The sequence below is a fragment of the Pseudomonas sp. JL23 genome, assembly GCF_056933585.1.
Map to the genome: position 1 here is coordinate 1,795,995 of NZ_CM167795.1, position 21,157 is coordinate 1,817,151.

General features: G+C 59.2%; 10 protein-coding genes and 3 pseudogenes. 6 read left to right on the plus strand and 7 right to left on the minus strand.

Going from position 1 to position 21,157, the window contains the following annotated elements; all coding sequences use genetic code 11:
• Nucleotides 1–10 precede the first annotated feature (10 nt).
• Nucleotides 11–3,010, minus strand: a complete 3,000-nt coding sequence (locus AC1Z24_RS08430) for a type III effector HrpK domain-containing protein (protein ID WP_483745264.1) — start codon at nt 3,008–3,010, stop codon at nt 11–13.
• Nucleotides 3,011–3,582: 572 nt separating this feature from the next.
• On the opposite strand from AC1Z24_RS08430, the pseudogene AC1Z24_RS08435 reads away from it, so the two are divergent.
• From AC1Z24_RS08435 to AC1Z24_RS08460, 6 genes and pseudogenes are all read left to right on the plus strand, one after another.
• Nucleotides 3,583–3,666, plus strand: a pseudogene (locus AC1Z24_RS08435) (superoxide dismutase [Cu-Zn] SodC2); the annotation flags it as partial.
• Nucleotides 3,667–4,103: 437 nt separating this feature from the next.
• Nucleotides 4,104–6,143 (plus strand): oxidoreductase, encoded by a 2,040-nt coding sequence (locus tag AC1Z24_RS08440; RefSeq protein ID WP_483745265.1) that lies wholly within the window; start codon nt 4,104–4,106, stop codon nt 6,141–6,143.
• A 165-nt stretch (nt 6,144–6,308) separates the two neighbouring features.
• Entirely contained in the window at nt 6,309–7,214 is a 906-nt protein-coding gene (locus AC1Z24_RS08445) for a 1-aminocyclopropane-1-carboxylate deaminase/D-cysteine desulfhydrase (RefSeq protein ID WP_483745266.1), read from the plus strand.
• A gap of 141 nt (nt 7,215–7,355) precedes the next feature.
• Nucleotides 7,356–8,693: an MFS transporter gene (locus tag AC1Z24_RS08450; protein WP_483745267.1), complete on the plus strand. Its 1,338-nt coding sequence runs from the start codon at nt 7,356–7,358 to the stop codon at nt 8,691–8,693.
• Between the two features lie 260 nt (nt 8,694–8,953).
• Nucleotides 8,954–10,168: an MFS transporter gene (locus AC1Z24_RS08455; protein WP_483745268.1), complete on the plus strand. Its 1,215-nt coding sequence runs from the start codon at nt 8,954–8,956 to the stop codon at nt 10,166–10,168.
• Complete coding sequence (locus AC1Z24_RS08460) at nt 10,168–11,451, plus strand: arsenic transporter (RefSeq protein ID WP_483746571.1); 1,284 nt, start codon at nt 10,168–10,170, stop codon at nt 11,449–11,451. The genes AC1Z24_RS08455 and AC1Z24_RS08460 overlap by 1 nt, the downstream gene beginning before the upstream one ends.
• On the opposite strand, the gene AC1Z24_RS08465 is transcribed toward AC1Z24_RS08460, so the two are convergent.
• From AC1Z24_RS08465 to AC1Z24_RS08490, 6 genes and pseudogenes are all read right to left on the minus strand, one after another.
• A complete protein-coding gene (locus tag AC1Z24_RS08465) occupies nt 11,414–12,397 on the minus strand; it encodes a DUF1853 family protein (protein WP_483746572.1) in 984 nt (327 codons plus the stop codon). The two genes, AC1Z24_RS08460 and AC1Z24_RS08465, sit on opposite strands and share 38 nt — an antisense overlap.
• A 77-nt stretch (nt 12,398–12,474) precedes the next feature.
• Nucleotides 12,475–14,551 (minus strand): annotated as a pseudogene (locus AC1Z24_RS08470) (ImcF-related family protein); the annotation flags it as partial.
• 40 nt (nt 14,552–14,591) lie between these two features.
• Nucleotides 14,592–15,368 (minus strand): hypothetical protein, encoded by a 777-nt coding sequence (locus tag AC1Z24_RS08475; RefSeq protein ID WP_483745269.1) that lies wholly within the window; start codon nt 15,366–15,368, stop codon nt 14,592–14,594.
• Nucleotides 15,369–15,395: 27 nt separating this feature from the next.
• Nucleotides 15,396–17,444 (minus strand): lipase family protein, encoded by a 2,049-nt coding sequence (locus AC1Z24_RS08480; RefSeq protein ID WP_483745270.1) that lies wholly within the window; start codon nt 17,442–17,444, stop codon nt 15,396–15,398.
• A gap of 30 nt (nt 17,445–17,474) precedes the next feature.
• Nucleotides 17,475–17,921 carry a hypothetical protein gene (locus AC1Z24_RS08485; RefSeq protein WP_483745271.1) on the minus strand — a complete coding sequence of 149 codons (447 nt, stop codon included), beginning with the start codon at nt 17,919–17,921 and terminating at the stop codon, nt 17,475–17,477.
• A gap of 536 nt (nt 17,922–18,457) precedes the next feature.
• Nucleotides 18,458–20,799 (minus strand): annotated as a pseudogene (locus AC1Z24_RS08490) (type VI secretion system Vgr family protein); the annotation flags it as partial.
• Between the last annotated feature and the right edge of the window lie 358 nt (nt 20,800–21,157).

Below are 21,157 nucleotides of genomic sequence, written 5' to 3' on the forward strand. Positions count from 1 at the left end.
TGGTTTTAATTCAGGAGGTCCATTGCTCGCCGCCCGGCCAGTCCTTGGTCGGGATGTCGCTGATGGTGCCGTCCTTGACGCCATCGATGCCGTAGCGCTCGATGGAGCCACCGAGTACCTGGGCGAAGTCATCGGCCTTGGCCTGCTGCTGACCTTCCTTGACCAGCCCCGGAATGATCGCGCCGAGCACGGCCACCCCCGCACCGAGAAAGCCCAGCACGCCCGCCGCGCTGGCCAGGGCCGGGAGAAATCTCGGCAGGTTGGCGCCTAACAACCCCAGGCCACCTTCGACCGTCGAAGCGGCACCCGCCATCACCCCCAGAGAACCGGCAGTAATACCGAAGCCGCCGGTCAGTTTGTCGCCGCGACGAATCGCCTGCACGCCGTCGAAAATCCCGTAGGCCCCGGCAGCGATACCGGCCAGGCCGCCCAGGCCCTTGGCGCCTTCCTCAAAGTTCTTCGAGATGATCTTGGCATTCTTGTCGTCCTTGACGTTGCCCTTGATCTGGTCGAGCAAATCGCTGGGCAGTTTGCCGGTCTTCATATCGTCCAGTGATTGCTCGCCGTTCTTGATCGCTTTGTCCAGGTACTGCTGGTAGGCCTTGGTGCCGCCTTCGGTGAGAACGGTGGCGGTCTGAATCGAGCCGGTGGTGATATCGACGATATTGCGCGGGGTCAGCTTGCCCGCGCTCTGGGCGCCACGGGCGATGGTCATGCCCGCCAGGAACAGACCGCTGACGCCGTGCAGGGTGCCGCTGGCGTAGGCGCCCTTGGCGTCGCCGCTGAGGTCGAACATGTCGAGCTTGTTCATCTTGTCCAGGGCCTTGGTGCCCTGGCGGAACATGTCCCAATTGCCACGGAAACCGGCCAATACCTGATCGGTGGTGGCCACGCTACCGTCCTGGTTCATCAGCAGTTCCGGAGACTCCTGGCGCACCTGCTCGATCAGCTTGCGCACTTTGTCTTCGTCGAGGTCCGCGCCGCCGTCCTTGCCGAACGCGGTTTTCATATCGTCGAAGGTCGCGCCATCGAACGCGTGTTCCTGGACGATGCTGGAGAAGTTGTCGTTAAGCTGTTTATCAAACTGGCCGGTGAACGCCGGGTCCAGGGTCGCGTTGTACAACGCCACTTCCATGCTGAAGGCGCTGGCGGCGGCTTCCGGGGTCTCGGTCTTGAGCAGTTCGCGCAGACGCTCGCCGGAGGCCAGCGAGTCCTTGTAGTGGGCCTTGAATTCCTCGCTGTGGGACGACTTGCCCACTGCCGCCTGGATCTCGGCGGCATTGTCGATACCCAGCATCGACTGCATGCTCTGGGCGGTGGCGTAGAAGTGGGTCAGCGCCTCGGTCTGATTGGTCTTGCCGTCCTTGGTGGCAGCGTCCCAGGCCTGGTCCAGGGCCTTGCCGGACTTGATCTGCTCTTCGTAGGTCTTGGTTACCGCATCCTTGAGACCGGGGCTGGATTCGAACAGCGCCTGCATGGCCTTGTCGCCGTTGTCCTTGAGGTAGTTGGCCGTGGCCTCGTCGTTTTGCAGGAGGCTGATGTGGTCGTTTATATCCTGTAACACCTTGTCCGGCTCCCAGAACGCGCCGGAGCCGTTGGCAATCGCCACCTTGCCGTAGTCGTCGCCCCACATCCCGGCGTTGGCGCCATCGACCACCAGTTTTTGTGCGTTTTGCAGATCAAGCAACACGGCGGCCTTTTCCTCGGCCGTGTAGTTCTCGGGGTGTTCGAACACGTCCTTGCCCAGCTTGCTGGTGTCGACTTTGCTAGTGAGGTTGCCCGAGACCACGCTCGACAGAAGGCTGGTCAGACCGGTGGCATCGGCCGGGGCAGTGTTCTTCAACCAATTCTGGATATCGGCTTTACTGGCCTGGCCATCGGGGTGGTCGGCCAACGGGCTGCCTGCGGTGTCGAGCATCTTGAAGGCGCCCGGCTGCGACCAGAAGTCCAGGGCTTCTTTCTCTTCGCCGCTAAGTTGTGGGTTGGCGTCCTTGTAGTCCTTGATGTTCTGCTCGGTCAGCGCGCCGTCTGCCCCGGTCTTGCCACGGATCGAGTCGTAGTTCTGTTCAAGGATGGCGGCATAGCGGGCAATCTGTTTCGAGCCGTCGTCGGCATCGGGTTTGGCCTTGAGGAAGTCTTTGTAACTGGTGATATCCTCGCTGGCCTGGGCCTTGGGTAGCGACTCGAAGCCGTACTTGCCGAAATCCTGCAGGCGGCCTGCCTCGGTGCCATGCCGTGCTTCACCGCTTTTGGTAAAGCCATCGACGCTGCTGTTGGACACTTCATCGCCGCTGAGCACTTTGCCGTTTTCGTCGTAGCCGACGACCCGATCAAGTACCTGGCTGGCGCGGAAGGCAGCATCAGGATCGTTCTCGAAATCACCCACCTGCGCCTTGAGCGCATCTTTCACGCCGCTCTGGTTGCCGAGATTTTTCAGCAGCGGATTTGCATCAATGACGTACTTGGCCGAGCGCTTGTCGTCCTCTGGCAGTTCCCAGACGATCCCTGCGTTCTCGCCGGCCTTGCGCGCTTGAGCGTCGCTGCCGACATTGGCGGGGCTTTTCAACTCGCCCTTGAGATTGTCGAAACCGTATTTGCCGAAGTCCTGCAGGCGACCGGCCTCGGTTCCGTGCCGGGCTTCGTGATGACTGGTGAAACCATCGACCTTACCGTTGCCGACTTCATTACCGGCTACGCGGTTACCGCTTTCGTCCAATTGCTCGATATGTTCCAGCACTTGTTTCGCGCGGTAAGCCGCATTGGGGTCCGTTTCGTAATCCCCGACACGTTCCTTGAGTTTGTCTTTCACACCGCTCTGATTACCCAGGTTCTTCAACAGCGGCGTGTCGTCGATGATGTCTTGTGCCGAGCGCTTGTCGCCTTCGGGCAATTGCCATTCGATACCGGCATCCTTGGCCTTGGCACGTTCGACCGAGTCGCCCCATTGCTCCTTGGATTTGCTGATGACATCCGTGATGAGTTTGGGCAGATCGATGATTGCGAGGGACATATCCTTGCTCCTGTAACAATTGTGTAAATACATCAGTCCCAGATAGCATTTGCGCAAAATACTTGCCCGCGCGCCTGTCTATTCAAGCCGGGCAGTTGCAATAAGCTATATGAACGAGTAGTGAAGGAATGACCCTATCAGCCGCTCTATGACGGTTAATGTTGCGCCAGGTTATTTTCACAACGTTTCACAACTGGCCAAATTAATGGGTATGGCGAAGAGGGAGGTAAAACGACAGAAAGATTTCCAGCAGGTTTCAATAACGGTTGTTTACTGTATGTATGTGGATAAAGGCAAAGCGATATCGCTGGCGCGCCGTGGCTGCTCCATACCCATGGTCTGTACGGGCTGAAGCAGTGTTGAATCTGTTGTCGATTTTAGTCGGTGCTTAACAAAATAAAGTGGCTGTTGAAAATATTCGGTCGATTGAAAAATATATTTTTCTTGCAGTGTTGTAAATTGTATGGAGGTATAAGTGCTTGATAGTAATAAACCGTTTTATTGATTAATAAAATCAATTTCAATGTTGTTTCTTGTGATTGAAGATAGGCCATCTTCACACGGTATTAATAATCAAACACCTCGGTCCTTATGGCGAAGGCCACTTGGGTGACCTGCCAGCCCTGCCGGTAAGTGCCAGCGGTGCCGCCGATTACGTGTAGGAGCTGCCGAAGGCTGCGAAAGCGGTATCTGGTGAATCCATTCGCAGCCTTCGGCAGCTCCTGCAGGACCGTGTTTACAATTTCTCTTTGCGGCTATGGCTGAGGGAAAGCAGGGATTTTACTCTCAGCTTTAATGCAGGCGAGGTGTTGTGCCAGAAACACTGCGGCGCCTGATTCGCGGGTAAGCCTGGCTCCAATGGGCTGCATGATCCTGTGGGAGCGTGGCTTGCCCGCGAAGAACGATAACGCGCTGCCTCTATAATCTGCACTGCACACTATAATCAATAACTTGTCACTTTCAGTCATTGAGCGCGACCCGCAGGCTCTTTACTGTTGGCGACATGAACGGGATACAGGTGCTGTACCCGAATAATCGACGGACCCCCATTGAGGCGTCCGCATTTCCGTGATGATGCATGAGGGACTCTGTAATGGCTGCTGCTCACTATCCGCATCTGCTGGCCCCGCTGGACCTGGGTTTCACCACGCTGCGCAACCGTACCCTGATGGGCTCGATGCACACCGGCCTGGAAGAGAAACCCGGTGGTTTCGAGCGCATGGCGGCGTATTTTGCCGAGCGTGCCCGTGGCGGTGTCGGCCTGATGGTGACTGGCGGTATTGCGCCCAACGACGAGGGCGGGGTGTATGCCGGTGCGGCCAAGCTGACCAACAGTGAAGAGGCGGACAAGCACCGTATCGTCACCCAGGCCGTACACGAGGCCGGTGGCAAGATCTGCATGCAGATTCTTCACGCCGGACGTTATGCCTACAGCCCCAAGCAGGTCGCGCCGAGTGCGATTCAGGCGCCGATCAACCCGTTCAAGCCCCGGGAGCTGGACGAAGAGGGCATCGAGAAGCAGATCGCCGACTTCGTCACCTGTTCCAGCCTGGCCCAGAGCGCGGGCTACGATGGCGTCGAGATCATGGGCTCGGAAGGTTATTTCATTAACCAGTTCCTCGCCGCCCACACCAACCACCGCACCGATCGCTGGGGTGGCAGCTACGAAAACCGCATGCGCCTGCCTCTGGAAATTGTTCGCCGGGTGCGCGAAGCCGTTGGCCCGAATTTCATCATTATCTTCCGTCTGTCGATGCTCGATCTGGTCGAGGGCGGCAGCGTCTGGGAAGAAATCGTGGAGCTGGCCCAGGCCATCGAGAAGGCTGGCGCGACCCTGATCAATACCGGTATCGGCTGGCACGAAGCGCGGATTCCAACTATCGCCACCAAGGTGCCGCGTGCGGCTTTCACCAAGGTCACGGCCAAGCTGCGCGGCTCGGTGGGCATTCCGCTGATCACCACCAACCGTATCAATACCCCGGAAATCGCCGAGCAGGTGCTCAGCGAAGGCGACGCCGACATGGTGTCCATGGCCCGGCCATTCCTCGCCGACGCCGATTTCGTCAACAAGGCCGCCGCCGGGCGTAGCGATGAAATCAATACCTGCATCGGCTGCAACCAGGCCTGCCTGGACCACACCTTCGGCGGCAAGCTGACCAGTTGCCTGGTCAACCCCCGTGCCTGCCACGAGACCGAGCTCAACTACATCGCCACGCGGCAGATCAAGGAAATCGCCGTGGTCGGCGCCGGGCCTGCCGGTCTGGCGGCTGCCACTGTGGCGGCAGAACGCGGGCATAAGGTCACGCTGTTCGATTCCGCCAGCGAAATCGGCGGGCAGTTCAACGTCGCCAAGCGCGTACCGGGCAAGGAAGAGTTCTTCGAGACCCTGCGCTACTTCGGTCGCAAGCTGCAAACCACTGGCGTCGAGCTGCGTCTGAACACCCGTGTTGCCGTGCAGGACCTGCTGGCCGGCGGTTATGACGAAGTCATCCTTGCCACCGGTATCGCTCCGCGTACCCCGGCGATTCCCGGCATCGATAACGCCAAGGTGCTGAGCTACCTGGATGTGATCCTTGAGCGCAAGCCCGTGGGCAAAACCGTTGCTGTGATCGGCGCGGGCGGCATCGGCTTCGACGTTTCGGAATTCCTCGTCGATCAGGGGCAGGTCTCCACCAGCCTCAATCGCGCCGAGTTCTGGAAAGAGTGGGGCATCGACGGTGCCTTGCAGGCGCGCGGTGGCGTGGCCGGAATCAAGGCCCACCCCCATGCGCCAGCACGTCAGGTATTCCTGCTGCAGCGCAAGGCTTCCAAGGTCGGTGACGGCCTGGGCAAAACCACCGGCTGGATCCATCGCACTGGCCTGAAGAACAAACAGGTACAGATGCTCAACAGCGTCGAATACCTGAAGATCGACGACGCAGGGCTGCATATCCGCATCGGCGAGGGCGAAGAGAAGCTGCTGCCGGTGGATAACATCGTCATCTGCGCCGGCCAGGACCCGCTGCGCGAACTGTATGACGGCCTGGTCGCGGGCGGGCAGAGTGTGCATCTGATCGGCGGCGCTGATGTCGCGGCGGAGCTGGATGCCAAGCGCGCGATCAATCAGGGGTCGCGATTGGCGGCTGAGCTCTAAAAGAGCCTCAAAATCGCTGCTTTTGTGGGACTGGCTTTAGCCGGGAAGGCGTCATTGCTGAGCAAGTGAATGCTGCGGATGTCCCGGCCCCTTCCCGGCTAAAGCCGGTCCCACAACAAGATCGCATTGCAATTCACAGGGATCGCGGCTGTTAGAATACCGCTCATGCCCCTGACTCTCCCTTACTGGCAACCCCATGCCCCTCTGCAACCTCTCACTTTGCCCTGGCTGCAACACGCAGGCGTCGAGGTAGCGGTCTTGCGCCTGGACCTGATCGATCCGCTGATCAGCGGCAACAAATGGTTCAAGCTCAAGCATCACTTGCACGCTGCCATGCAGGCGGGAGCGGAAGGGGTGATCAGCCTGGGCGGTGCTCATTCCAATCATTTGCATGCCCTTGCGGCGGCGGGCAAGCGTTTTGGCTTTGTCACGGTGGGGCTGTTGCGTGGCCATGAGCAAATCACTCCCACGGTGCTCGACCTGCAACGTTTCGGTATGCACCTGCACTGGCTGGGTTATGGTGGTTATCGCGAGCGTCATCAACCCGGTTTCTGGCAGCCCTGGCAGCAGGCATATCCAGGCTTCTATCCCATCCCCGAAGGCGGTGGAGGTTTGCCGGGAGCATTGGGCTGCGCTGACTTGCTGACCATGGTCCGTGAACAATTGCCCGCGCTGGGCTGGCGCGACTATGACGGCTGGTGGCTGGCCGCCGGGACCGGCACCACTCTGGCCGGGCTGCTATTGGCCGAGGCCGGTGCGCGCCCTGTGTATGGCGCCATGGCGGTGCCGGATGATCACGGTGTGGCGCAGAATGTGGCGGCGATTGTGGGGGACGGTGAGTTCCAATTGATCGATGCCAGCCGAGGCGGCTTCGCCAAAGTCGATGCCGAGTTGCTGGGTTTTATCGCCGACAGCGAAGCGCAAGGCGGCATCCCGCTGGAGCCGCTGTATACCGGCAAGGCCCTGCTCGCACTGCGCGAACAGATTAACGCCGGGCAATTCAGCCACGGCACCCGTTTGATCTTCGTGCATACCGGCGGCCTGCAGGGGCGGCGTGGTTTGCGCCTGTAACGGCGGCACTGGCACGAATCCTGCGCATTTCCCTCGATATCGGTCGGTCCTGACTATGCGGATGACACTTCTGGACTGAAGCGTTTCATGCACTGTCTCGATAATCGAAAAGAATTGCGATTCAATCAAGGCGAGGTGCCCATGACCCACCCGGCAATCGAGCAGGTCGATCCTGCCACTCTGAGAAAAGTCATAGTTGCTGCCGCTATCGGTAACTTTGTCGAATGGTTCGACTTCGCGGTCTACGGATTTTTGGCCACCGCCATCGCCCAACAATTCTTCCCCAGTACCGATGCCAGCGCCGGTCTGTTGAAGACCTTTGCGGTGTTTGCCGTGGCCTTTGCTTTCCGGCCGCTGGGCGGGGTGTTTTTCGGCATGCTCGGCGACAAGGTCGGGCGCAAGAAAACCCTGGCTTTCACCATTTTGCTGATGGCTGGGGCCACGACCCTGATCGGTCTGTTGCCCACTTACGCGGCCATTGGCGTCATGGCGCCGATCCTGCTGACGTTGATTCGCTGTGCTCAAGGCTTCTCAGCCGGTGGCGAATATGCTGGGGCCTGCGCCTATCTGATGGAGCACGCGCCGCAGCACAAGCGCGCCTGGTATGGCAGTTTCGTGCCGGTCTCGACCTTCTCTGCGTTCGCTGCGGCGGCCATCATGGCCTACGCCCTCGACGCATCGCTGTCGCCTGAAGCCATGAGCAGCTGGGGCTGGCGTCTGCCGTTCCTGATCGCCGCGCCCTTGGGTCTGGTCGGGTTGTACTTGCGCTGGCGTCTGGGTGAGACCCCGGCGTTCCAGGCGGTGGCCGAGGAAGACGCCGTGGCCCACTCGCCACTCAAGGACACCTTGCGCAACCACGGCGCCGCGATCTGCTGCCTCGGTGCTTTCGTGTCCCTGACGGCGCTGTCCTTCTATATGTTCACCACTTACTTCGCCACTTACCTGCAAGTTGCCGGGGGCCTGAGTCGCGCCACGGCCTTGCTGGTATCGTTGATCGCCCTGGTGTTTGCCGCCGCGATCTGCCCGCTGGCCGGGGCCTACTCGGACCGGGTCGGGCGGCGCATGACGGTGCTGAGTACCTGCGTGCTGTTGATTGTGGTGGTCTATCCGTCCTTCCTCATGGCCAGCTCCGGCTCGTTCGTGGCTTCGATCATCGGCGTAATGCTGCTGGCCATTGGCGCAGTGTTGTGCGGCGTGGTCACGGCGGCGCTGCTCTCGGAAACCTTCCCGACCCGCACCCGCTACACCGCGTCGGCCATCACCTACAACATGGCCTACACCATCTTTGGCGGCACTGCGCCGCTGATGGCCACCTGGCTGATCAGCACCACGGGCAGCAATCTTTCGCCGGCGTTCTACCTGATCGTCATTGCCCTGCTGGCCCTGGCTGGCGGCATGGCACTGCCGGAGACCTCGAAGATTTCCCTGCATGACATTCCTTCTGGGGAGAAGGGGGCCGCGGTCGGTTCTGCGGCCTGACCAGAGGTTGCAAGGAATTCTGTGGGACCGGCTTTAGCCGGGAAAGGGTCAGTGCGTTCGGCGAAGATCTTTGATCTTTACTACCGCTTTCCCGGCTAAAGCCGGTCCCACCAAAGGCTTCGCTCGTGTGGCACTTGTCATGTCTTGCAACAAAAAAAGACATAAGCACCCCAAAAAATGGCACATTGGCGGGCCTTGTGCCGATGCTACTGCCTGAGTCATCCGCCAAGGTCCTACCCTTGCTCGACGGATGAATTTCCATGGCGCTCAGCAGTACAACAGCCGGGGCGAGCCCGGCCGCGACGACTCCGCAAAGCAGCCCGTTAGTGCTGCGCATCATTGGTGCCGTTGCCCTGGCACACCTGGTCAATGACCTTATCCAGTCGGTATTGCCGTCTATCTACCCGATGCTCAAGGCCAATTACGACCTGAGTTTCACCCAGATCGGCCTGATTACCCTGACCTTTCAGATCACCGCCTCGGTGCTGCAACCCTGGGTCGGTTACTACACCGACCGCCATCCCAATCCGCTGGTGCTGCCGGTGGGTTCGATCTGCACCCTGATCGGCATCATGATGATGTCCATGGTCGGCAGCTTCCCGATGATCCTGCTGGCGGCGGCGCTGATCGGTATCGGTTCCTCGACTTTCCACCCGGAAGCATCGCGTATCGCCCGGCTGGCCTCGGGCGGACGTTTTGGTCTGGCGCAATCGACCTTCCAGGTTGGCGGTAACAGCGGCTCGGCCCTCGGGCCCTTGTTGGCGGCGGCGATCATCATTCCGTTCGGTCAGGATCATGTGGCCTGGTTTGGCCTCATTGCGCTGTTCTCCCTGGGCCTGCTGTATGTCATCAGCCGCTGGTATCGCAGCCATCTTGCGCTGTTCAAGCTCAAGGCCGGGCAAGCGGCTACCCACGGGCTGTCGAAGACGCGGGTTTGGGCTTCCCTGGGCATCCTGGCGTTCCTGGTGTTCTCCAAGTTCTTCTACATGACCAGCATCACCAGTTATTTCACCTTTTACCTGATCGAAAAGTTCGATCTGTCGGTGGCGTCTTCGCAGCTGCATCTGTTCCTGTTCCTCGGCGCCGTGGCCGCCGGCACCTTCTTTGGCGGGCCGATTGGCGACAAGATCGGGCGCAAAGCAGTGATCTGGTTCTCGATTCTCGGCGCGGCGCCTTTCACTCTGGCCATGCCCTACGCCGATCTGTTCTGGACCAGCGTCCTCAGTGTGATCATCGGCTTTATCCTGGCTTCGGCGTTTTCCGCCATCGTGGTCTTCGCTCAGGAACTGATGCCGGGGAATGTCGGCATGATCGCCGGGATTTTCTTCGGTCTGATGTTCGGCTTCGGCGGCATCGGCGCGGCGCTGCTGGGTTATCTGGCCGACAGCCATGGCATCAACTTCGTCTACACACTCTGCTCGTTCCTGCCGTTGCTCGGGATTCTGGCGATCTTCCTTCCGAGAACCCATAAATGATCATTACCGCGACGCTGATTTTCCTGCTGACCATCATCCTGGTGATCTGGCAGCCCAAGGGGCTGGGCGTGGGCTGGAGCGCGGTGTTCGGCGCGGTACTGGCATTGCTCAGTGGCGTTGTGCACCTCAGTGATATCCCGCTGGTGTGGCATATCATTTGGAACGCCACGGGCACCTTTATCGCCCTGATCATCATCAGCCTGCTGCTGGACGAGGCCGGGTTTTTCGCCTGGGCCGCCCTGCATGTGGCGCGCTGGGGGAAAGGCGGTGGGCGGCGGTTGTTTGCCTTTATCGTCCTGCTCGGCGCGCTGGTGGCGGCACTGTTCGCCAATGACGGCGCGGTGCTGATCCTCACGCCTATCGTCATCGCCATGCTGCTGGCCCTGCGCTTTTCCAAGGCGACGACCCTGGCGTTCGTCATGGCCGCCGGGTTTATTGTCGATACGGCGAGCCTGCCACTGGTGGTGTCGAACCTGGTCAATATCGTCAGCGCCGACTACTTCAAGATCGGCTTCAATCGCTATGCCGCCGTGATGGTGCCGGTGAACCTGGTCAGCGTGGCGGCGAGCCTGGGCATCCTGATGTGGTTTTATCGCCGGGATATTCCGGCCAGCTACGATCCGCAGCAGTTGGATGAGCCCTCATCGGCAATCAAGGATCGACCGACCTTCATCGCCGGTTGGTGGGTGCTGGTGATCCTGCTGGCTGGTTGCTTTGCCCTGGAGCCCCTGGGAATTCCCATCAGCGCCATTTCGGCGGTGTGTGCGGCGTTGCTGCTGGGCATCGCGGCCAAGGGTCACAAGATTGCCACACGCAAGGTCCTGCGCGAGGCGCCATGGCAGATTGTGATTTTCTCCCTGGGCATGTACCTGGTGGTCTACGGCCTGCGCAATGCCGGGCTGACCGATTATCTGGCGACACTGCTCGACCGCTTTGCCGAGCACGGCGTATGGGGCGCGGCCATGGGCACCGGGGTGCTGACGGCGTTGTTGGCGTCGGTGATGAACAATCTGCCCACGGTGCTGATCGGCCTGCTGTCCATCGACGCCAGCCATGCGGTCGGCCCGGTGCAGGAAGCGATGATCTACGCCAACGTCATCGGCAGCGACCTGGGGCCGAAAATTACCCCCATCGGCAGCCTCGCGACGTTGCTGTGGCTGCATGTGCTGGAGCGCAAGGGCATTCATATCGGCTGGGGTTATTACTTCCGGGTCGGCATCGTTCTGACCGTGCCGGTGCTGTTGCTCACACTGGCGGCGCTGGCATTGCGACTGAGCTGGTAGCGGTGCTGGTGTCGCCGAGGTTGGGCCAGATATCGGCAACCAGAAACAGACGCTCGGCCTCGTCCCAGCTGCCGTCGGCATTAGGCACCAGGCGCACCAGCAATTGCGCCGGGGCCAGCGGGTCGAGCTGCTCCAGCCAATGCTGCAACTGCTGATCGCTCCAGGCCTCAGGGTAATGCGCGGGCGCCAGCCAGGCATGCCGGGGCAGGGGCTGCCAGCGCCCGGCGGGGCTTTGCGCGCTAAATGCCGACCAGTCGCGCTGATGCAGCCAACGGCCCTTGAGGTGTTGGCCATGCACCCCGGCTGGCGACTGCGCACAGTTCGGCCACGGATACAGCAAATAGCCGCCCAGCCACAGCTCGGCGCTGAAGGTGTCCACGCCCAGCCCGGCCAGCACGGCGCGGCTTTCCGGGCGAGCGGAAATCGGCAATTGGTGCTGGCTCAGATGATCCAGCTTGCGATCCAGACGATCATTGCAGCCGGGGCCCAGCCATTGCGCCGGGTCCTGGCCGTCACCCTGCTGCGGGCCGAGATAGAGCTTGATTGCCAGTTCGACGTGATGCACGCCCTCGCCATCGCGCAGCAGCATGTCCAGTTCGCCCAAGGTATGACCGTCCAGACGAATCGGCAGGTTGGCGGCGATCATCTCCACACCGGGAGCGTGCTGCACGGCAAACTGCCACAACCGCTCGTAATACACCCCCAGGCGCCGCGTCGCGCCCAGGGCCAGCCAGTCGAGCAGGGCGCTGGCGTCGCGGTCCAGAGCCCGCAGGAAGTCCGCCAGCCGCTCCGGCGCCTGCACCCAGTCACTGCCGCTCAAGGGGTGGCGCTGCGGCCACGGCGTCTGCGCCAGCATCGGCGGCGCAAGGATGACCCAAGCCAGGTCGCGAACCTCGGGCAGGCGCAACTGACGGGGCAGATCGATCAGGTTCGGAAATAGAGTCATGGGTCGAGAATAGCGGGTATCGGGAGGCGGGGTGTGGAAAGCCTTCGGACTGCGGCTGTCAGGTTCAATGCGATGGCTCATGGGTAATCCCCATTCTTCGCATAGGGCTGTGCCTTGGCTTCTTGCGCAAGAAAAATCTGCCTGGGCAACTTGAACCCACGCAGCTTGAGCAACGCCAACGGCCCCGCACCCAGCTCAGTGCGCAGATGCCAGGTCAGGTTGAGGCCGTCGGGGGCGGTGATTTCCACGCGGTAGCGGCTGTCGCCGTCGTCCAGTGTGGTCACCTGAGCTTTTTCCAGCAGACGGATCAGGCCCCAGGTGCCGGCGAAGTCGCCGTACAGGCGCTCGCAGGCCCTGACTGTGGCGCGGATCGGCGACCCAGCGATTGCCCTCCTTGCGCACCACGCCGCTCAACTGCTGTTGCAGAAACTGCTCGATACGCCCGGAGTCGGCGCGGATCAGTTGCCCGAGCATGGGCAGCGAGGCATCGCTATTGGTCGCGGCGAAGGGATAGCGACTGGCGAAAGCGTTGTTCCAGTGATCGACAATTGCCCGCTGCCATTGCTGATTCAGCGCCCGGGCCGAAGGTTGCAGCACGTGCTGCCAGGCCTGGTCCAGGGGCTGCACGAACAGGGTCTGGCCGATGCTGCCCCACTCGGCGCCGAGGCTGGCGGCGATCAGGTTGGCGTAGGCCTGGGTGTCGGTCAGCTCGACGCTATTGCCCTGAAACACGTTCTGCGCCAGGGCCTGGCTGACGGCCTGGGGATCGGTTGCCTGGCTGATCTGTTGCAGCTTCAGGCGGACCCGTGTCACTTGGGTGAGGAAGGCTTGCAGGCTCAGGCTGTCGTTGCCTTTGCTGTCCGGATCGGTGCCCAGCAGGGCCAGCAAGGGGCCGAAGGTGGCGTCCAGCGGGCCGCTCGGGCTCTGGGCCAGTTGATCGATGGCCGGAAGCTTGTTCTTGGCGATGAGTTGTTGCGCCGACTGCATCAGGGAGTCGGTCAAGGCCTGGCTGCGAGCCCCGGCGCGGCCCTGATACGCCAGGGCATTGACCAAGGCAATCAACGGCGACTGACGCACATCGCTCATCATCGTCAGTTGGTCGATGACTTCACCGAGGCTATCGGTCCGGTGCCAACGCAGGCTATTGAGAAAATCCAGCCAGACGCCGCTGTAGTCCTGAAAATAGCGCTCAGTCAGACGCTGCTTGAGCATCGCCGGGGTCAACTCCACCGCCAACTCGCCGGGCGTATCGCTGAGCACCCAGTCGATTTCCTCACGCCGCGCTTCGGCAATCTCATCGATGGATCGACGCACCTGGCCTTCCCAGGCCTGACGGGTAAATACGCCCGGCACACTGGCCGTGGTGGAAAACAGCGTCCAGGCCTCGGTGTCGCCAACCATCTGCCGCAGGTTCAGGTCAGGGAATTGATTGGCGCTGCGGTCGAGCACCTGCTGGTACAAGGTAGCCTCGGCATTGCGCTGACCCAACTGGCCGAGAAGGATCTGCCGGACCTTGGCGATCAGCACGGGATCGGCGTCGATGCGCCAGTCCGGATGGGCAGGTAATTGTTCGACGTAGAACTGCCAGAGGTTGGGTTTTAGTCCATCCCGTACGGGGGCGCTGTTGCTCATGGCTTTTACCAGAAAGGCGCTGTCGGCCTTGTGCGGCTGCGCCATCATCAGATAGGCCTTCAACGGCTCATAGGCATGCCGCGCCGCCTCGGCCCGCTCCGGACTGCCGGGTTTAAGCGCGACCAACTCACGCAGCTGGCCTTGCAGATGGGCGACCATGGGGTCGCGAATCAGCCGGGAATTAGCCTCGACATAACGCGGCCACAGGGCGTCGAGGAGGATATCGTTTTTACTCAGGCCGAAACGCAGGTGCCACGGCGTGCCGTTTTGCGCGCGGTAGTCCAGGCGGGCGACTTCGTGGGCCAGGTTATGGAGGGCCAGGATTTGCTCGTGTGGGGTTTGTGCCTGTTGCAGGGCGGTCAGGGTGTTTTGCTCTTGGAGGATAAGCGCACGGTTGCCGTTGAAGGACAGCAGCAGGCCGATGGACGAGACCAGAGCAAGAACAAGAAACAGCACGTAGGCAATCCGTAGCGGATGGGCGCCCAGCCAGCGAATACGGGCGCGCTTGTCAGCCAGCACACCCTCCTGGCGAACAGGGCCAATGCCACGAAAAAAACCAGTTTCATTGTTTACCTTCGACGCTCAGGCGGATGGCTTGTAACTTTCGAAAGTTCGGGTGCCAGCGGCCATCTGCGAAGATGCTGCCATCCGGGTAAGTGAAACGGGTATAGTTGCCTTTTTTCTTGACTTTAGGCCCTGCGGAATAAAGAACGAAGTCGGAGTGAAGTATAGGCTCGAAATAAATTTTCCGTGCTTGCAATGCCTCATAGAACAGGTAAATATTGCCCTCGCCCGCTAAGCTTACAGTTTTTTTGTATACCCCCAAAAACTCTTCATCAACCCAAGGATAATAATCTTTCTTTATAGTCAAATCTCCATCAACTTCTATCGGAAAGCCTGAGCTCCTCGATGCCCGATTTTGATCAAACTTGACTACCACACCGCCCCCCGCACCATAGGTGACGTTCTCGCCAAAGCGTTCGGGATTCGCGTAAGCGACACCAAACATGATATTGCTCAGATGCCACTGGCAGGCGCCGCCGCCTTCCATCGGCAACTTAGCCGAGTAGAGATCGCTGTGCCCTTCACGTTGTAGTTGTACATTAACGGGATGGTAGCCCTCCAGTTCGATACGTTGACCGCTGGCGCCGTGCGCGATGTATTTGCAAATCGGCGAGCGATACATTGCCTCCACTGTTTCCGGTTCAAGTTCCTTGGGGACTTTCACGGTCACCGTCATCTGCTCGCTGTCTGCCGGCGGTGAGAGGCTGCGGTCCTTGGCGCATCCGCTCAGACTGGCGAACAGGGCGAATAAAACAACGGGCATTCTATGGGTCATGATTTTGTCCTTTATGCACTTACCGGCTTAACCGTAGGTTTTCTCGAAATAAGCCTTGGGGTCGCCCACGGCATCAAAACGCTGTAACGCCTCGGTGCCGCCCTCGGCCTGCGAGGTAATGCGCAAGGCCTGGCCCAACTGGTTGTGCAAGTCGAGAAACTGGCGAGTAATAGCGTATTCGTCCTCGGGAATACGCCCGTAGTACTCCTTCATTTGTTGTTCGAATATTTGCCGTATCTTCTGCCGCTCCAGTATCGGCTCGCGCTCAGGGCGGATCGATTCCAGCAGCTGGTTATGGAGATAGGGCTGGTACTCCGACATAAAGTGATTGCCGATACCCGCCACCCGGCCCGGTTTGGCATTGGTATGGGGTGGGAAGAAGCGCGTCCGGCTTTCCGCGCGCAACGACTTATGGAAACGCTGCTGCTCTTCCTTGGCCTGTTGGCTGGCTTCCTCGCTCAAGCTGGGGACCAGAAAGAGCTTGGCCTGTTTCGGCAAACGATAGGCAATGGTGTTGTGATAGGGCGCACCGAGCCCGTCCTTGTTCTGATACGCCGCGTAGGACGATCCTCGATCCGCCATATGTTGCACAGTCCGGTAGAGCGCGGCGATTTCGCCGTGATGGCAGAAGGGATCGTTGTACTTGAATAGCGGGCTGGTGATCAGTTGAAGCAGCGACCAGGTAAAACCCAAGGTCGTGTCCACCGGGCCATAGAGGTCGTACAGGTAATTATCCAGCTCAGCCTCAGGCGGCACGCTGGGGATGGTGTCGGTGTCATTGACATGGCGGTAATGCCACAGCTCGCTCAGGGACTGCATGGCCTTGAGGGTAAAGGTGCGTGGCATGCCATAGGTATATAACAAGGGGTCCTTGTCTTTCAGGGCTGCCGCGTGAATCAGGCCGAGGGCACCGCCAAGACTGTGGCCACAGATGAACAACTCCTTTTCCCGAACCGCTTCAGGAATGGTGTCACCCAAATCTTTGGCATAGATCCGTCGTGCCACTTCATACGCATCCCGGAAGCCCAGGTGGACAAGGCCCTGCGGGGTCAGGTCGGGGCACGGTACCTTGGGTTCACAATTGGCTGGTACTTGCGGTTTTACAGGGCGGAAAGTAAGGTCCGTCGCCAAATCAGCGAAGGGCAAGCCCATCTCGGTTCCCCGCCACCCCACTAGCACCTGAGCGGCACTGATGGCATAGAATAGTTGCGTATCTCCTTCCGGCGGATCGGCCTTTTGCGTATCCAGCATAAGCGCCTCGGTATAACGCTGACTGAAAGGCACATCGGTGACTACGCATGGCCAGTCTTGGCCGTTGTCCCATACCCGTGGCGTGCGAGACAGGTCCATGCACTGCTGGAGAAAAAACTCTTCGGCCGAGCCACGTTCTCTCTCGGACTCTTTGCTGTACGCCAGAATGCTCATTAACCCCAGGTTGTAAGCATTGGCCAGGCTGTATTCCTGCTGGTGATGCAAGACCAGCGACCAAGCACGAAGCGGGCAGATTTCCAGCACGTGACGGCGATCCAGGTCGTCGCCACTGAAGGTGAAGCCTTTAAAGTCCGGGTCCGGGAAGTGAAACGCCGGGGGCTGTTTCGGGTCCGGCGATGGCGGGTCGAAGTCCGGCAATTTGTCGCAGAGCTGGCCGATACGCAGGTAGTGGTAAAGATAAGCCTTTGCATTGGCCTGCTCTTCGATGGGAGAGAAACGTTTAGGTTGCGGGCCATACAGCGGCGTGCGCTCCCCCACCCCGGGCCGGGGTGGCTCTGGTCGTATGGCACGTAGACGGCGAGTTTGCAGTATCTCTGCGAGGGGATCGGCTGCCAGCAATAAGGTGATAGCCAGCGGGTGCAAATTTTCGATGCGGATCACACCTTGGGCATCGCTCTGCCCTTTGTATTCCGGCACGTAGTTGGCACAAGTGGCTTCATTGGTTGCCCGGTAGGGGATGTTTGCCAACGGCTCGCCCCGCTCATCCAATAACTGAAATTCAATCCAGTGTTTGATCGGCGCAACGTCACAAATGACGTCCTTGGTTGTACCGAGAGTATCCGTACGATGAAGTGTATCGTCCATATCGATCCTTAATAACGGCATGCGTAGTGTTTAAAAATTCGGCGAATGTTTATTCAGCCAGCCCGGAATTTTATTTCTAAATAAAATCGAGAAAAACTTGATCGTTTCAGAAAGCAACAACAGACCGAGCAAATATCCAATCGAACTCAAAGCACACGCTTCGGCCAGCCATGGGATAAATACCAAAGAAGGCACGGAAAGTAACAGCCGAAGTGGCGTCTGAATATAGACGAGGCCGGGCGAGAAATGAGAACCCCGGAAAAACAGGATCATCGAAACGACAATCGATACGTTCAAAGCAAACGAGAGCGCGAACAGCATCGCCGGGGCAACCCCTTGCTCTAGTGATAACAACATGAAGGACTGCATATCGTCATACAAAGGAATTCTGCCTTGGGAAATATTGACATAGAAAAAATGAACGACATATATAAAGTCCATCATCCCCCAAAACCAAAAAATCGATCTTATTTTCATTTATCATCATCCTTTTTCTCATAGACGATATCGGTGGTAACAGGCTGCCAATACCAAGCGCTACCTTTAATAGCCCAAGCATCACTACCTTCAAGATAGGTTTGAGTTAACCGTCTGATTACACCGTACTTATGAATAACCGATTGAGCTTTTACAGCCTCTTCCGCATCCTCCGGCAAGGGCTTCCATTGCTGGACCTTGTCACGTTTAGTGTTCTGGTAATCCTTGCCTTCCGAACCAAAAAGCCGTCCCTCGTCAGCCATGGATGTCAGACGATTAAGGGCCATGATGGCTGTGTTTTTCAGACCGTGATAATCGTGCTCAATAGTCACCCAGCATCCCGGACCGGATTCGAGTGTTTTATCCGGAAATTCGACCTTCAAGCCCCCTGGTAACAAGGTATGAATATTCATCGTCTGACCATTCTTGTCAGTCACGCCCTTGAATACCTCCCCTTGTTGGGTCGTGGCCCGATAACGGGTGAATGGCATCGCTGCGCGAGTGTCATCGCTCAATGTGTATCCAGCGGAATACCCTCCCGGTATCGGCGTAACCGGCGTATCAAGACTCGCCCCATCCAGTTTTTGTACATTGGCGCCCTTGAGATAAACATTGCCCGGCGCGCCTATCTCGATCTCGCCGCCCTTCAAGCGGATATAAGCGCCGCCGCAATTGAGCACCAACTCCTCAGGCGCGCTGATTTCAACGCGCCCTGCCACGCTTTCAATCTTGATATCGGTTTTCGCCAGCGCGTGCAGGCTGTTACCCAGAGCGTGTAATTCGACCTTGCCTTGGGCAGCCTTGAGTTGCATATCTCCCTTGTCAGCGACCACGCTGACAGCACCGTCTGCGGTTGCGGTGATATCGCGCCCGGCGCTGATATCGGTGTTATGCGCGGCCATGACGCCGACACTTTCGCCGCCAGAGGCGATGCAGACAGTTTCAGGGCTGAGCAGCCCGATTCCGGCCGGGGCATGCACCAGCACGCCCGATTTGGCCAAGTCACTCAAAGCTTCAACCAACTGCTCCTGACTGGCGGTGTCGCTAGCCGTGGCCTGAACCTTGTTGGCGGCAGTGGCCAGCGAGCGAGCCAGGGATAGAGCGCTTTCCAGTTGCACGATAGCGGCGGCCATATCGAGTTGCCGCCCCTGGGCCTTGGCCTGCTTATCCGCACTGATAAACACACCCTTGCCACCACGAATCGCGCCCCAGCCATCGCTGCGCAGCTCAAACCCTTCGCCGCGCTTTTTCTTCTCGGCATCGACCAGATGCCCGAGATTGAGCTGGCTCTTGCCGCTGTACTCGGTGCTGAGCTTGACGTGCTCTTCACCGCGCCGATCTTCCATGCGCAGTTTGTTGTTGGCCGGCGTGCGCAGGACGTTGCGGGTGTAGTCGCGTTTGCCCAGGGTGACGTGGTCGGGGTGTTTGTTGTCATGCAGGGCGTGGGCGATGTAGGGGCGGTCGATATCGCCTTGTTCGAAGGCCACCGCCACTTCGGTGCCGCAGATCAGCGGCAGGTGCAGGCCGTGGGTGTCACCGGCGTAGGGCCGGGCCAGGCGCAGCCACATACTTTCCCAGCCGGGTTTCCAGGTGTCGCGGTCGAACAGGAAGTTGACCTTGTAGCGGCCTTCCATGTCGATATGGCCGTAGGGGTCGTTGGCGCGGGTGCTGGCGACTCGCGCAGGGACAGTGCCGGCGATTTGGGGTTTGGGCAGCAGCGGTGGGCGAAAGCAGATGTCTTCCGCATAGGGCATGGCCTGGAAGGTCACTTCCAGGCTGCGGTCGCGGGCGGCGGTGAGTGTTACCTGGGTAATCACTGCGCCGGGCTTGAAGGCGTCGAGGGCGTTGTCGGTGATCTTGAGGATCTGCGCCGGGGCCAGGGTCGCCAGGCTGCTGATACCGCTGAGGCGGGTCTGGTCGTTGAGGTAGCGTTCGTGACGCAGGCGCGCGTAGAAGAAGCCGCTTTCACTTTGCAGGTCTTCGTCCTTGGCCAGTTTGTCGCCGAGTACGCTGTAGGGTTCGCCGTATTGGTAGGCCTCACCGTAGGTGGTGGGATCGCCACGGGTCTGGTCCACTTCGCCATCAAGCCAGGCACGGGCATCGCGGTGATGGTAGGCGCGAAAGTTGATGGCTTTTTCGACGACCTGATGCTGGGTCTGCAGGGCCCAGACGCTGTCCTGATCGCTGTCGCTGAGGCCCGAAGGCGGCAGGTTGGGCAATCGATACGCGGCCTGATGTAGTGACGCTGGTCGTCGTGGAACTCCACCACGTCGATCTTCAGGCGCGCGTCACGGGTGAGGCGATACCAGATGCCGACCTCGGCCAGCAGGCGCGAAATGAACGCCAGGTCGCTTTCGTTGTATTGCATGACCTGTTCACGCTGGGGGTAGTCGCGCACCAGACTGAAGAGAAAGTCCTGGCCCTCGAAGTCGTGGCGGCTGCGCAGGACACTTTCAACGATCTGCGGCACGGACTGCTGTTGGTAGATGCGAAACTGTTTGCCCTTGCCGAGCAGGGCCAGGCGTGGCTGCACGGTGACTTCATAGCGGGCTTCGTCGCGGGAACTGGACAGGCGTTTGAAGTCCGTGATCATGCCGTGCAGGGTGCGCAGGGGCCCTTCGGGAACGATGTCGGACGAGCTAAGCCGTTTTTTCGTAAACGTGGCAGGCATCCGGTGCAGAGTGAAATCGGCGCGTTTGCCGAGGATGCGGTCCACGGCGATGTCCTGCTCGGGGCAGGTAAATTCCACTACATATTTGTAGGGTTCGCTCAGTTGCTCCGTGCCTGAGAAGGCGAGGACGTCGAGGGTGGCGTCGAGGCCTTTGACGCGGAGTGTGTGGCGGGTGTGGTCGAAGAAGATGCGTGAAGGCGTGGACATGGCAGTCATCCAGGTGCAAGAGCATGCTGATTAAGGCAAGTAAGGCTTTTATCAAACGGCTAACAGTGTTTTTTCACAGGTGGCCCAACTCAAATTATTAGTAGTTAGTGAGAGCCAGCCCCTTGTTCGACGCGCTCAATAGACGGCCTATCGCGAAGGCTTTAACGATTATTGAAATAGTTCGAGTGTGGTAATTAACTGCGCGTTGCGAGGGCGACATTGATTTATTGCTGAGTGGAAATCTATAGGTGCTGCTGAATTAAAGATCAGCCTTACATTGATTTCGGAAAACTCCTACATATATGGCTTTATAATGTAATTAAATAAACTGTTACTTCATTCTAATGTTTTGTTACTC